The organism is Mycetocola sp. Y442 (genome assembly GCF_056898615.1).
This window is the reverse complement of sequence record NZ_JBXHBV010000002.1, coordinates 147,270-160,428: the sequence shown is the minus strand read 5'-3', so window position 1 is coordinate 160,428 and position 13,159 is coordinate 147,270. Positions and strand designations below refer to the sequence as shown.

Below are 13,159 nucleotides of genomic sequence, written 5' to 3'. Positions count from 1 at the left end.
GGCCGAGCCGTCAGTATTGCCAGGGGTAAGGCCCCCAGTCCGGCTCCCTCTTCTCGAGGAACGAGTCGCGGCCCTCAACGGCTTCGTCGGTTCCGTACGCAAGCCTCGTTGCCTCACCGGCGAACACCTGCTGACCGACCATGCCGTCATCGACCGCGTTGAACGCGAACTTGAGCATCCGGATGGCTGTCGGCGACTTCCCGAGGATCGTACGCGCCCAGTCGAGCGCAGTTGATTCGAGCTCCTCGTGTGGAACGACGGCATTGACCGCGCCCATCTGGTAGGCGCGCTCTGCCGAGTACTCCTCGGCGAGGAAGAAGATCTCACGGGCGAACTTCTGGCCGATCTGGCGGGCGAAGTACGCGCTTCCGTAACCGGCGTCGAAGGAGCCGACATCGGCATCCGTCTGCTTGAACTTGCCGTGCTCACGACTGGCAATCGTGAGGTCGCAGACCACGTGAAGCGAGTGGCCGCCGCCGGCAGCCCAACCGGGAACGACAGCGATGACGACCTTCGGCATGAACCGGATCAGACGCTGGACCTCGAGAATGTGCAGGCGCCCGCCGCGCGCGGGGTCGACTCCCCCGGCCGAGTCGGTGTCCGAGTACTTGTAGCCGTCGCGGCCACGAATGCGCTGGTCGCCGCCGGAGCAGAACGCCCAGCCGCCGTCCTTCGGGCTCGGACCGTTTCCGGTGAGCAGCACGACACCGATTCGTGAGTTGGTGCGCGCATCCTCGAGCACCCGGTAAAGCTCGTCGACCGTGTGTGGCCGGAACGCATTGCGCACCTCTGGCCGGTTGAACGCGATACGAGCGATGCGGCCCGTCGTGTCGTGGTGATAGGTCACGTCAGTGAGGGAATCGAACCCCGTCACATCCGCCCACTGGGTCTCGTCGAATATTTCTGACACGGTCATTGCTCCAGCCTAACGACGGCGGGAACGGATGCCAGACTGGAGGCATGCGTCCACAGCTCCACGATCTCCTCGACACAGCGCGGGTCGTCGCGCTGCCCCTCGCCACCCGGTTCCGCGGCATCGAGGAACGCGAAGCATTGCTGTTCGAGGGTCCGAACGGGTGGAGCGAGTTCTCCCCGTTCGTCGAATATGACGACGCTGAGAGCGCCACCTGGCTTCGGGCTGCCATCGAGTTCGCGTTCGGCGACCTGCCCACCCCGCTGCGCTCCAGCATCCAGGTCAACGCCACGGTCCCTTCGGTGCACGTCGACCGCGTCGCCGGAATCCTCAAGCGGTTCGACGGATGCCGCACGGCAAAGGTCAAGGTCGCCGAACGTGGCCAGGGGCTCGCCGAAGACGTCGCGCGGGTGCGTGCGGTGCGCGACATCCTCGGCCCGGAAGCCCGGATCCGTATCGATGCAAACGGCGGCTGGAACATCGACGAGGCGGAGCACGCCATCCACGCCCTCGCCGAGTACGACCTCGAGTATGTCGAGCAGCCCTGCGCCACGGTTGCGGAGCTCGTCGAAATCCGCCGCAGGACGAAGTACATGGGAGTGCCGGTCGCTGCAGACGAGAGTGTGCGCAAGGCCGCCGACCCGCTCAACGTTGCGCGGGCCGGTGCCGCGGACATTCTCGTGCTGAAGGCGCAGCCGCTCGGCGGCATCCGTCGTTCGCTCGACATCATTGCCCAGGCCGGGCTTCCCGTGGTCGTGTCGAGTGCCCTCGACACGTCGGTTGGCCTGTCGATGGGGGCGTGGCTCGCGTCGGTGATTCCCGAGCTCGACTACGACTGCGGGCTCGGTACGGCGTCGCTGCTGTCGGCGGATGTCACGGATGCCCCGATGCAGGCATCCGGCGGATCGATCGATGTGCGCAGGGTCACCCCGACGCCGCGGCTGATCGACGGTTATGCGGCGTCACCGGCCCGCCGCGAATGGTGGCTGGAGCGGGTGTCGCGCTGCTACGAGCTGCTCGCGGAGGGCGACGCGGCTGCGGCGCTGGCCTGAGCCCCGGAGCTACCCACCGAGCGCTGCACATCCATGCCCGCGCTGCAGAAGTATCTGCAGCGTGAGCATGGGACTGTAGCTCTCGACGAGCGGCAGGGCGCAGCCGGGCGGTTGCGTAGGCTCTGCCCACGGCGCGCAGGCCTGAGCCGGGCCCGCAGTCCCTTCGGCACCCACGCCCCACCACGAGCCCGGCGCGAGCCATGGCCTGCTCGGCACGCGCTGCACATCCATGCCCGCGCTGCAGAAGTATCTGCAGCGCGGGCATGGGACTGTAGCTCTCGATGAGCGGCAGCGGATTGCCGGGCGGCCGCATGGCAAGGGACGGGCGCTCACGACGAGCGGCCCCGGCAGCCGGGCAAACCTGCCCACCGCGCGCTGCCTGAGCCGGGCCCGCCGCACCCACACCCGACCACGACCCCGGCCCGGGTCGGCGCGCGCTGCACATCCATGCCCGCGCTACAGAAGTATCTGCAGCGTGAGCATGGGACTGTAGCTCTCGACGAGCGGCAGGACGAAGCCGCGCAGACGCACCAGCGCTCGGTACCCGGCAGCCGCGCAGACGCTCGGGCGCTCGGGCAAGCGGACACTCGCGGGAGCTCGGCCGGCGGTTGGGGTTGCAGGCTTACAGGCCCGAGTAGGCGTGCAGGCCCTTGAAGAACAGGTTCACGATCGAGAAGTTGAAGATCACCGCGACGAAGCCGATGATCGACAGCCACGCCGAGCGCGATCCACGCCAGCCACGCGTCGCGCGTGCGTGGATGTATCCGGCGTAGATCACCCAGATGATGAAGGTCCAGACCTCTTTGGTGTCCCAGCCCCAGTAGCGGCCCCACGCGCGCTCTGCCCAGATCGCACCGGCGATGAGGGTGAACGTCCAGAGGATGAACGCGACAATGTTGGAACGGTAAGCGAGGTTCTCGAGGCGCGCTGCCGACGGGAGCGTTGCGACGAACTTGAGCTTGAGCGACTTGAGGTCGGAACCGCTCGCTTCCCTGCGGTGCTGCACAAGCTGCAGAACAGACAGCGCAAACCCGAGCGCGAACAGTGCGGTTCCGGTCGACGCGACGAAAACGTGGATCACGAGCCACGCGGACTGCAGCGCCGGCGGAAGCGGAACGACCTCAACGTAGAAGTTCACGGCAGCGACGCCGAGCATGATGAGCACGAGGCCGACGATGAAGGTGCCGAGGAAGCGCAGGTCCACCCGGGTGAGCACGACGAGGTAGGTGGCAATGATGAGGAGCGTGCCGGTCATGGCGAACTCGTACATGTTGGCCCACGGAACACGCTCAGCGGCGACGCCACGGGTGACCGCTGCGGTCAGGTGAAGCAGGAGCCCGAGCACGGTCAGCGCGACCGCAACCCGGAGCACAGCCGACTTCTTAGCCTGGACCTGTGGAGCGTCCGGGTCAGTGCGCGTGAGCGTCCCGACGGGACGACGCCCCGAGTACGCCGACGAATCCGCCGATGCTGCGGCCATGGCGTTCCCTGCTGAGCCGACTGTTGCAGCCATTGGCGCGCTCGCGCCGTCGCCCTCGGTCAGCTCTGCGGCCGCCGTGACGTCGGCTGAGCGCTTGGCGAGGTCGGCCGCGAAGGCGATGAACGCCAGCGCGTAGATCGCCATGGCGGACCAGAGGGCGAGAACGGACAGTTCGTTGAGATCCACGGTTTAACAGTACCTCTCGGGTTTCACGCTGAGGGAGCGTGAGTAAGTGATGATCGACGGCGGATCAACACGGCGATGCCGCGCCATCCGATAAGCAGGATGCCGAGGGACAGGGTGGCAACGATGACGAAGGCGAGGGCTGTTCCCTGCCCTGACAGCGTGCGGAACAGCATCCCACCGGAGACGGTAATCAGCCAGAGTCCCAGCCCCGGCCAGACAGGTCCGAACGGACGGCGCCACGCGAGGGTGAAGACCCAGCCGAGCGCGAGCGCGGCGAGGAACGGCCACCACGCCGTCGCAAGACCGACGAGCGTAGGGTCAGCGTTGTGCGTGCCGCGCCCGATGAGCACGAAAACCAGCGTCACGACGACGTCGAGAGCGACAGCGATTGCTACATCGCGGGTGCGCACGCTCATCGTTCGAGGCCGAGCGCCGTGCCGTGACGGTAGGCGATCGCATCGACGGCTTCGACGAGACCGGGATCCTCCCCGCGCGCAAGGCCGGCGTACTGGATGTGCACAGTGCCGTCGGGCTTGTCCGTTGCCTTGACCCAGACCCGGCGCCGCGGTACGAACAGCGAGGTGAGCAGCCCGCCGAGGATGAGGATGGCGAACAGAAGCACCCACCCCTGGGTCGGGTCGCGGTGGACATCGAATGACGCGAACCGCGGGACCGCGTTTTCGTAGTGCGCGGCGGTGACGGCTGCGTGGTCGTCGCTCGCAGCGGCATCCGGATCGACGGGAACCGCGTCGGGGTTGGCATTTTCGAAGGTGATCGTGCCGACGCCGCCCGGGAGCTCCTGGCTCTCGCCCGGCATCAGCTCGATGGAGTCGACGCCGGTCTTGCCGCCCGTGAGCTGAGTCATGTCGTCGGTCTCGAGTTCATACACCGACTTCGGTGCTCCCTCGTCGATCCCAAGGTCACCCGTGTACACGTTGAGCGTCAGGACCGGGAACACGAGGTCGGGATAGGTAGAGGTGTATGCGCCGGTCTCGAGCAGCTGCGCCGTCGGGTAGAAGAAACCGATCATCCCGATCTGCTCTTCGAGTCCGTCGGGGACCTTCACGACACCAAGGGACGTCAGGTTGGCATCCTGCGGAAGGAATGGCACCGAATCGGTGAACACGACAGTGCCGTCCGGGTCCCGGACAGTGATCGTCGGCGCGTAGCCGTTGCCCAGGAGGTAGACGTCTGTGCCCTCGTAGCGGAGCGGTTCGTTGACCTTCACCGTGCGTTCCACCGGATCGCCGCCGGGCGAGCGGGTCGTGACGAATGCCGTGAAGTCGATGGGCTGGCCGTAGGCGTCGAGGTTCTCCTGCTCGTAGGCCACATCGAACCGATCGAGCGAGAGCGAGTACGGCGCGAGGTCGTCCGGGTTGTAGAACCGGCCCGGGTTGAAGGAGTTGTAGTCGAGCAGGGTGTTGACGAAAGTCTGCCCCTCAACGACAACCCGCTGTCCGGCGTAACCGAGTCCGCCGCCGATCGCGACGGTGACGAGCATGCCGACGAGAGCAGAGTGGAAGACGAGGTTGCCCGTCTCGCGCAGGTAACCGCGCTCCGCGGAGACCGAGACGGCGCCGTCCCTGCCCTGGTAGAGCTCGACACGATAGCCAGACTTTTTCAGCAGGCCCTTTGCCGCGTCGATTGCGGCTCCGGCATCCCCGCCCGAGAGGGTCTGCTCGGTGTGGGCAGGCAAGCGCTCGAGCCGGGCGGGAGTGCGCGGCGGCCGGGCGCGCATGGCCTGGAGGTGGTGCTTGGTGCGAGGGATCACACAACCGATGAGCGACACGAAGAGGAGAAGGTAGATGCTCGAGAACCAGACGGACCCGTAGACGTCGAACATCTGGATGTTATCGAGAGCCGGAGCGAGGTCAGGGTTGTCGGCGAAATACTGGATGACGCCGTTCGGGTCCGAGCTGCGCTGGGGCACGAGCGAACCCGGTACCGCCGCGACAGCGAGCAGGAGGAGGAGCAGCAGCGCCGTCTTCATGCTCGTGAGCTGGCGCCAGAAGAAGCGAAGAGTGCCGACGAATCCGAGCTTGGGCTGCTGGACGTCTGCGGCGTCGGAATCCGGGCGCTCGCGTTCGCTCAGCGGCGCTCCGGCGTCAACGTAATCAGATGGCCGGGACAAATCCGCTGATCACCACCCCGAGCTTCGACATGAAGATGCCCCACACACCAGTGACCATGAGCAGGCCGATGATTACGAGCAGGATGCCGCCTCCGATATTTATTGCGCGAATATGCCGCTTCAAGAATGCAACGGATCCGGTCACCCAGTTGAGGCCGGCCGCGACGAGAAGGAATGGGATGCCGAGTCCGACGCAGTAGAACAGCGCGAGGATCGCTCCCCGCCCGGTCGACCCGGTCTCGAAGCTCAGCGCGTTGATGGCGATGAGTGTTGGGCCGAGGCACGGGGTCCAGCCGACCGCGAAGACGATGCCGAGTAGCGGCGCTCCGGCGAGTCCCGTTGCAGGGCGGAAGTTGGACTTCACCGTGCGCTGCAGGAACGAGAACTGGCCGATGAAGACGAGTCCCATGACGATGACGACGACACCAAGCACCCGGGTGATGATGTCTTCCCAGCGGACGACGAATGCGCCAACAGTTCCGGCGAACGCGCCGATGAGCACGAAGACAAGCGAGAACCCAAGCACGAAGAGCGTGGCACCGAGAAGCACGCGTGACCGCGCCGGGGTGGCCTTGCCACGTGCGCCGTTCGACATGCCACCGACGTAGCCCAGGTAACCGGGAACGAGCGGGAGCACACAGGGAGACGCAAACGAGACGAGCCCCGCGAGCAGAGCTATCGGGATGGCGGCCAGAAGCTGGCCATTGAAAATGATCTCGCCGGGGTTCACGTGGTTACTCGGCGATCGCGTCGCGGATGAGGGTGTCGAGAATCGACGCTTCCTTCACCTGGCCGAGAATTCGTGCGGCGACCCGACCCTCCTTGTCGAGGACGAGGGTGGTGGGAACGGCCTTGGGTGGCACGCTGCCGGTGAAGGCGAGCTTCACCGCCCCATCCTGCACGTCCATGATCGACGGGTAGGTGATGCCGTACTTGTCGTTGAACGACAGTGCGGTGTCTGGCTGGTCGTAGACATTGACGCCGATGAACTGCGCGTCCTTGCCGTCGTACTCCGCACTGAGTTCCTGGAGCAGTGGCGCTTCGGCGCGGCAGGGTGCGCACGCGGCGTACCAGAAGTTGACCACCAGGACGTCGCCGGCGAAGTCGGCCGACGCGATCTGCTCACCGGTGTCGGCGACGCCGGAGAACGTGATCGACTCTCCGCGGTCGGCCTCGGCGATCTCGGTGACGCTCCCGTCGCCCGCGATGTAACCCTTGTTGCTGCCCTCCGCATACTGCTCAGCGAGTGGGTCGCTCGAACAGCCGACGAGAAGGAGCGTCGAGGCGAGGAGCGTGGCGACCAGCGGCATCCGGTGCTTCATACCGCCCCCACGTCCGTCGCGCCAGCACTGAGCGGTGCCGCCGGGTCTGAATAGCCGACCTCGACGAAGGCTCCATCGCGGTGTTCGAAAGTGGTGATGCTCGAGAGTGCACACCGACGCTGGCGTGGATCGTGGGGCAGCGGTGTGCCGGTGAGCGATGAGTGCACCATCCAGATCGGCAACTGGTGGCTCACGAGAACGGCGTCGCCCGTCTCGGTGGATTCCCACGCGTCACGGACGGCGTCGAGCATCCGGGCGACGATCGACACGTATGGTTCGCCCCAGCTTGGCTTGCGCGGATTGCGCAGCGCCGGCCAGTTCGCAGGGTTGCGAAGGGCGGCCCGCATGATCCTGCCCTCGAAGTGGTTGGTCGGCTCGATGATGCGGTCGTCGGTGACGATCTCAAGACCGAACCTGGACGCGATGGGAGCCGCGGATTCCTGTGCGCGCTGGAGCGGGGAGGCCACCAGCCGGGTGATCGTGCGATCGCGCGCGGCGAGGTCATCTGCTGCGGCGGCAGCCATGAGTTCTCCCCGTTCGGAGAGTCGGAAACCAGGGAGTCGACCATAGAGGACTCGTGTCGGATTGTGCACCTCGCCGTGACGGACGAGGTGGATCTGGCTGGCTACCACACGTCCCAGTCTACGTTCGGTAGAACTCGGAAAACACCGAGAGTGACTCGCCCTCGCCAGCGGGAGCGGAAACGCCGAGGACCGCGGGTCGACGCCGTCAGGAGAACCGCAGCGGCGCGCGGGTAAGATTGACCCTCGTGACCACACGCGTATTGATCAAGAACCTGGCCGACCTTCCCGAAGGTCCCGTCTCCGTCTCCGGATGGGTCGAGACCGTCCGTGACCAGAAGAAGGTGCAGTTCATCGTCTTGCGCGATGAGTCTGGTGCCGCACAGCTGGTGAACCCCGCGGTGCGCGAGCTGAACCCCGAGGATGAGGCGTCGGCATCGAAGCTGGCCATCACCGAGTCAATCTCGGCCCTGGCCCACGGCTCCTTCATCACCGTGACCGGAACACTGAAGCACGACGAGCGCGTCAAGCTCGGCGGACTCGAGATCAAGCTCGAGACGCTGACCGTTGTCTCCGAGGCCCTGCCCGAGACACCCATCGCCGCCGACTCGAGCCTCGACAAGCGCATGGACTGGCGCTTCCTCGACCTGCGCAACCCGAAGCAGAACCTCATCTTCCGTATCCAGACGACGTTCGAGCACGCGCTGCGTACGTACTGGATCGAGAACGACTTCATCGAGATCCACACACCGAAGCTAATGGCATCCGCCAGCGAGTCGCGCGCCGAGCTCTTCGAGGTCGATTACTTCGACACCAAGGCCTACCTCGCGCAGAGCCCCCAGTTCTTCAAGCAGATGGCTCAGCCTGCCGGCTTCGGCAAGGTCTTCGAGGTCGGACCCGCGTTCCGCGCCGACCCGTCGTTCACCTCACGTCACGCCACTGAGTTCACGTCGATCGACTCCGAGGTGAGCTGGATCGATTCGCACGAAGACGTCATGAAGCTGCACGAGGACCTCATCGTCGCCGGTTTCAGCGCGGTCAAGGAGAAGCACGGCGAAGAGATCAAGGCGCTGTTCGACCTCGAGGTCACCGTTCCTGCCACCCCGTTCCCCCGCATCCCGCTGGCCGAGGCCAAGCAGATCGTCGCCGACCGTGGATACGAAGTGCCCCGCGCCGATGACGACATGGACCCCGAGGGTGAGCGTCAGATCGCGGCCCACGTCGCGGAGAAGTTCGGCCACGAGTTCGTATTCCTCACCGACTATGCGTCAAGCATCCGGCCGTTCTACCACATGCGTCACGAGGGCGATGGGTCGATCACGAAGAGCTACGACCTCATCTTCAACGGCGTCGAGATCTCCACGGGCGCCCAGCGTGAACACCGCGTCGACGTGCTCATCGAGCAGGCCAAGGAGAAGGGCCTCGACCCGGAGGAGCTGGAGTTCTACCTCGACTTCTTCCGTTACGGCGTTCCGCCGCACGGTGGATTCGGCATGGGCCTCGCCCGTGTACTGATGCTCATGCTGCACGAGACGTCGATCCGCGAGGTCACGTACCTGTTCCGCGGACCGACGCGCCTGCTGCCGTAGGACGCTGAATCCGAGGGCCCCCGGGAACGCCGCGTCACGCGCAGGCAGCTTCCCGGGGGCCCTGTCTTTTCGCCGTTCCACGGCGATATGATCCGGCCACGCGAGTCACATGAGCTCGCCCGCAGGAAGGATCCGCTGTGGAATTCGTTCGAAACATCTGGGACCTCTTGTGGGTCTTCTTCTGGGCGTTCGCGTTTATCGCCTACCTGTTTGCCCTGTTCTCGATCATCGCGGACATCTTTCAGGACCGTAGCCTCAACGGCTGGCTTAAGGCCGCATGGCTCATCTTCCTGGTCTTCCTGCCGTTCCTCACCGCGCTCGTCTACCTGATCGCGCGCGGCAAAGGCATGGCAGAGCGGTCGGCGGAGCGAGCAAACACCGCGAAGGCAGCGACGGATGCTTACATTCGCGAAACTGCCGGAAAGGCGACGCCGAGTGACGAGATAGCCACCGCAAAGGCGCTGCTCGATTCGGGGGCGATCTCGCAAACCGAGTTCGAGACCCTCAAAGCGAAGGCGCTCGCTCGCGCTTAGCGGTGTCGGGTCTGGCCGGGTCTAGACCTCGAAGTCGACGGCGATGCGGTCCGACCGGACCTCGCCGATGAACTTACCCACCCTCTGGTGTTCGGGGTGCGCCGAATAACGTTCGAGCGCAGCGGCATCCGCGAAGTCGGCAATCAGCACAACATCCCAGTTGACCTCGGGGTACAGGACGTTCTCGCCCACCTGAAGCGAGAGGATCTCGGGAATGAGGGCGGGCAATTCGCCCATCTCCGCGGCGATGCGGGCGGCGTGTTCCGCCTTGGTGGCGGCATCCGTTGCGGCGAGTTTCCAGCAGACGATGTGGCGGATCATGTGAGCTCCAAAAGTGCTGTTGTGAGGCGTTTGGGGTCGATGCGCCAGTAGTTGTGGACCCGTCCGTTGATGAGGAGAACGGGAATCTCTTCGACGTAGCGTTCGTGCAATTCGGCATCGTCGAGGATCGATACCTCATCGAGCGTCAGCCGGGGTGCGTCCTGGCGAGACTCGAGTTCTGTCATCACGCTGGTGACGACCGTGCGAGCGTCATCGCAGAGATGACAGCCCGGTTTCGAGATCAGGGTGAGGGATGCCGTTGCCACGGTTCCAGCCTAATCGGCTAGGCGAAGTGGTCGACGAGGGAGTCGGTGACGTTGTGCCAGTGACCCAGCATCATCCGTCGTTCGTCACGGTCGGCGAGGTCCTCGTGGTGGAACTCGACGATAGCGCCCGGGCCGGACTTGGACACAGTGAGCTGCAGCGTGGTGTCGTGCGGCCAGTCCTGGGGCTGCCAGGTGAGGCGGACCTGTTTGCCGGCGGTGAAGGCACGAATCGTGCCCCGAACGCCGTCGGTGGTCTGGTAACGGACGCCCTTCTTGGTCGGAAGGGAGTCAATCTCGCCGAGCCAGAGCGGAAGTCCCTCACCGAAGAGGTAATCCCAGAGGCTCTGAGGTGTGGTGTCCACGGTCTTTCGTACGCCCACATCCCAGCCGGTGTCGTTCTTCTGGCCTGGGGTGTTGCGCGATTCACTCATGGGATCAAGAGTACGCGCACGGCGATGGTGGGGCGCCCACGCGGACGATGGGATGCCCACGCGGATGGCGGAGCCGGGCTGGTCAGCATGCGCCGACGATGGTCAGCGCCCTCCGCACTGGTCACGCGGGTCAACGCCGTCAGCACCCTCCGCACCGGTCACGCGGGTCAGCGCCGGTCTGCACCGGTCATGCGGGTCAGCGCCGGTCAGCGCCCGTTACCGGAAGTAGGGTTTCCGGCGGATCCATTCGGCGATGGTGACCTTGGGTTTGCCGTTCACCATCGTGACGGTGAACACTCCGGTGTCGACCATCCGGTGGTGGAACCAACAGAACAGTGCACCGTTGTCGATATGGGTGGGCCCACCTTCTGCGTGCGGGATGATGTGGTGGGCTTCGCAGCCGGTGGCAGGGATCTGACAGTCCGGCATCGCGCAGGTTGGTCCGTCGCGGGCGATCATGCCCATTCGTTGGGTTCGATTGAACCCGCGTTGGTCGTTGCCGAGGGCGACGACGGTGCCGTCGGGGTCGATGAATACCGGGATGATGCTCGCATCGCAGAGAATCTGGGTGATTGTTGACGCCGCCACCGGGGCGTTCACTCCCACGATCTGTCCGGTGCCGCTCTTGGAGTCGATGACGTCCGCGCTGACCGTCACGACGACGGTCGGTGCTGCGCCGGTAACACTGGGTGCGTCGGCGGAGCGGGCGAGGGCGTCGATCATCGCGGCGAACACGTCAGCGCGTTGCTGCCCGGCGGTCCGCCGGGCCCGGATCGGTTCGTCCGGCGCCCGATCACCTGCCTCGCCGTCCGATGCCTCGGCGGGGTCGGTTGTCTCGTATCGGTCCGCGGTTTTCGGGCTCAGCACCGCATCCAGCAGGGCGTGGAGTTTCGCTCCGACATCGACGGTGACCTGCCCACCGAACTTCACCAACCCGTCCTTCGCGGTACGGGCGATCCAGAAGTCGCGTTTCTGGAATGCTTTGTCGGAAAGGGGTTCAATCCCGTCTTCGTCCAACCGGTCCCGCCACTGCCGAGCCTGAATACCCACCAGATCGGCCGACATAGGCAAGCCGTCGCGCCACCCCGCACCAACCGCCTCACTGACCAGGGTGCGCTCGGCAATAGCGAGGTGTTCCACCTCGGCACGTGGTGCGGCGAGTGAGAGTTCCCGGGTGATCGCTTCGGCGGTTTCCACCCCGATCAAACCCTGCCGGAACGCCTCCCCGACCACCGGAAACAACGGCGGCAACGGGAACCCAGCATCCGTGAGCCTCCGGCAGGTCCGATGCCCGACCCGGATCAACCGTGACGCGGCAGCAGACGACACCCCGGTGATCACCTCGATCAGATGCGACGGACGCTGGTAGTTATGCTTCACCGCCAAACCTTCATTGCCGCGCGCCGGGTCAGACCGGTCCGCGACCTCAGCACTCAACGCCGCGAGAACCGCCTCCCCAGCACGCACCACGCCAGCAACCTGCCCCAGCTGCGTCAACAGTTGCTCCCCGGTCAACCGGTCCAGATGATCCAGGTCGAGAACATCAACCACCTGCCCCAGATGCTGCAAGAGCCCGGTGAGCGCACTCTCCCCCTCCGGCACCGATGCCGGCGGAAAGTCGCTCACCGCGAGACTCATGACACCCGCACACCCCCACGAGCCGAGCTGAGGACATGACGCCCGGCCACAGCGAAGTCCGCCGCACCGGAACGGGTTCGGATCGGGCTGCTGACCGGGATGTTCATGACTTCAGTACACACCCAACCACTGACATTGAAACTGCCACACTGGGGGCCTTCCACCGGCACCATCCCGGGCGTTCAAACGCGACCCTGCATGGGTGCGGATCAAACAGCTGACCGGGATGTTCATGACTTAACTACACACCCAACCACTGACAGCGATGTTGGCCGAACTCAAGGCGATGGCCGCGGCGTCCGGCACCGTTCTCGCACTCGGGGATCAGGGGTAGTGGCGGTTTCGGGAGGAGAATCTTGGCCGTGTTCCGGGAGGAGAATCGGAGGGGCGAAACGCAATACGGGGCCGGGTGGCCGGTGTTTCCTCCCGGGGCTCGGCTGACGCCTCCGGGAGTTCGGTTAGCGCGCTCCGCTCGGGTGACGCCTCCGGGAGCTCGGTTAGCGCGCTCCGCTCGGGTGACGCCTCCGGGGCTCGGTTGGCGCGCTCCGCTCGACTAGCACCCCGCTACCTCCGCTGCCTCCGCCGCTGCTTCCCGGTGTTTCGGGAGGAGAATCGTGGGGGCGAAGCGCAGTAGAGGGCTGGGGGCCCGGTTTTTCCTCCCGGGGCTCGGGTGACGCCCCGGGACGTGGTCGGCACCTCTGCCTCCGCTGACGCCCGCGGTGCCCGGCCCACAGCCCCGCCAGGCTGACGCGGGCCGCGGCATCCGATACCCTCGA

14 protein-coding genes are annotated in these 13,159 nt (G+C 65.6%); 3 read left to right on the top strand and 11 right to left on the bottom strand.

Going from position 1 to position 13,159, the window contains the following annotated elements:
- Positions 1-10 precede the first annotated feature (10 nt).
- Positions 11-916 carry a 1,4-dihydroxy-2-naphthoyl-CoA synthase gene (locus AC1X6S_RS07495; protein ID WP_483405135.1) on the bottom strand — a complete coding sequence of 302 codons (906 nt, stop codon included), beginning with the start codon at positions 914-916 and terminating at the stop codon, positions 11-13.
- Positions 917-960: 44 nt separating this feature from the next.
- On the opposite strand from AC1X6S_RS07495, the gene AC1X6S_RS07490 reads away from it, so the two are divergent.
- On the top strand, positions 961-1,965 hold the full coding sequence (locus AC1X6S_RS07490; RefSeq protein WP_483405134.1) for an o-succinylbenzoate synthase: 1,005 nt from the start codon (positions 961-963) through the stop codon (positions 1,963-1,965).
- Between the two features lie 622 nt (positions 1,966-2,587).
- On the opposite strand, the gene ccsB is transcribed toward AC1X6S_RS07490, so the two are convergent.
- The 6 genes from ccsB to AC1X6S_RS07460 form a co-directional block, all read right to left on the bottom strand.
- Complete coding sequence (gene ccsB / locus AC1X6S_RS07485) at positions 2,588-3,589, bottom strand: c-type cytochrome biogenesis protein CcsB (protein ID WP_483405882.1); 1,002 nt, start codon at positions 3,587-3,589, stop codon at positions 2,588-2,590.
- Positions 3,590-3,654: 65 nt separating this feature from the next.
- Positions 3,655-4,041, bottom strand: coding sequence for a DUF3054 domain-containing protein (locus tag AC1X6S_RS07480; protein ID WP_483405133.1), 387 nt, complete (start codon positions 4,039-4,041; stop codon positions 3,655-3,657).
- 2 nt (positions 4,042-4,043) lie between these two features.
- Positions 4,044-5,762, bottom strand: coding sequence for a cytochrome c biogenesis protein ResB (gene resB, locus AC1X6S_RS07475; protein ID WP_483405132.1), 1,719 nt, complete (start codon positions 5,760-5,762; stop codon positions 4,044-4,046).
- A complete protein-coding gene (locus tag AC1X6S_RS07470) occupies positions 5,746-6,492 on the bottom strand; it encodes a cytochrome c biogenesis CcdA family protein (protein ID WP_483405131.1) in 747 nt (248 codons plus the stop codon). The genes resB and AC1X6S_RS07470 overlap by 17 nt, the downstream gene beginning before the upstream one ends.
- Positions 6,493-6,496: 4 nt before the next feature.
- Positions 6,497-7,072 (bottom strand): TlpA family protein disulfide reductase, encoded by a 576-nt coding sequence (locus AC1X6S_RS07465; RefSeq protein WP_232529086.1) that lies wholly within the window; start codon positions 7,070-7,072, stop codon positions 6,497-6,499.
- A gap of 8 nt (positions 7,073-7,080) precedes the next feature.
- Positions 7,081-7,716 (bottom strand): histidine phosphatase family protein, encoded by a 636-nt coding sequence (locus tag AC1X6S_RS07460; RefSeq protein ID WP_483405130.1) that lies wholly within the window; start codon positions 7,714-7,716, stop codon positions 7,081-7,083.
- Between the two features lie 152 nt (positions 7,717-7,868).
- Between AC1X6S_RS07460 and aspS the strand changes: the two genes are divergently transcribed.
- Both aspS and AC1X6S_RS07450 read left to right on the top strand, forming a co-directional pair.
- Complete coding sequence (gene aspS, locus AC1X6S_RS07455; RefSeq protein ID WP_483405881.1) at positions 7,869-9,194, top strand: aspartate--tRNA(Asn) ligase; 1,326 nt, start codon at positions 7,869-7,871, stop codon at positions 9,192-9,194.
- A gap of 137 nt (positions 9,195-9,331) precedes the next feature.
- Positions 9,332-9,727 (top strand): SHOCT domain-containing protein, encoded by a 396-nt coding sequence (locus AC1X6S_RS07450; RefSeq protein WP_483405129.1) that lies wholly within the window; start codon positions 9,332-9,334, stop codon positions 9,725-9,727.
- Positions 9,728-9,748: 21 nt separating this feature from the next.
- Here AC1X6S_RS07450 and AC1X6S_RS07445 read toward each other — a convergent pair whose 3' ends face one another.
- The 4 genes from AC1X6S_RS07445 to AC1X6S_RS07430 all read right to left on the bottom strand — a co-directional run bounded on the left by AC1X6S_RS07445 (position 9,749) and on the right by AC1X6S_RS07430 (position 12,371).
- On the bottom strand, positions 9,749-10,048 hold the full coding sequence (locus AC1X6S_RS07445; RefSeq protein WP_483405128.1) for a Dabb family protein: 300 nt from the start codon (positions 10,046-10,048) through the stop codon (positions 9,749-9,751).
- Positions 10,045-10,314, bottom strand: a complete 270-nt coding sequence (locus AC1X6S_RS07440) for a glutaredoxin family protein (RefSeq protein WP_483405127.1) — start codon at positions 10,312-10,314, stop codon at positions 10,045-10,047. Before AC1X6S_RS07440 ends, AC1X6S_RS07445 begins: the two co-directional genes overlap by 4 nt.
- 17 nt (positions 10,315-10,331) lie before the next feature.
- A complete protein-coding gene (locus AC1X6S_RS07435; RefSeq protein WP_483405126.1) occupies positions 10,332-10,745 on the bottom strand; it encodes an SRPBCC domain-containing protein in 414 nt (137 codons plus the stop codon).
- Between the two features lie 216 nt (positions 10,746-10,961).
- A complete protein-coding gene (locus tag AC1X6S_RS07430) occupies positions 10,962-12,371 on the bottom strand; it encodes an HNH endonuclease signature motif containing protein (protein WP_483405125.1) in 1,410 nt (469 codons plus the stop codon).
- Positions 12,372-13,159: the final 788 nt, after the last annotated feature.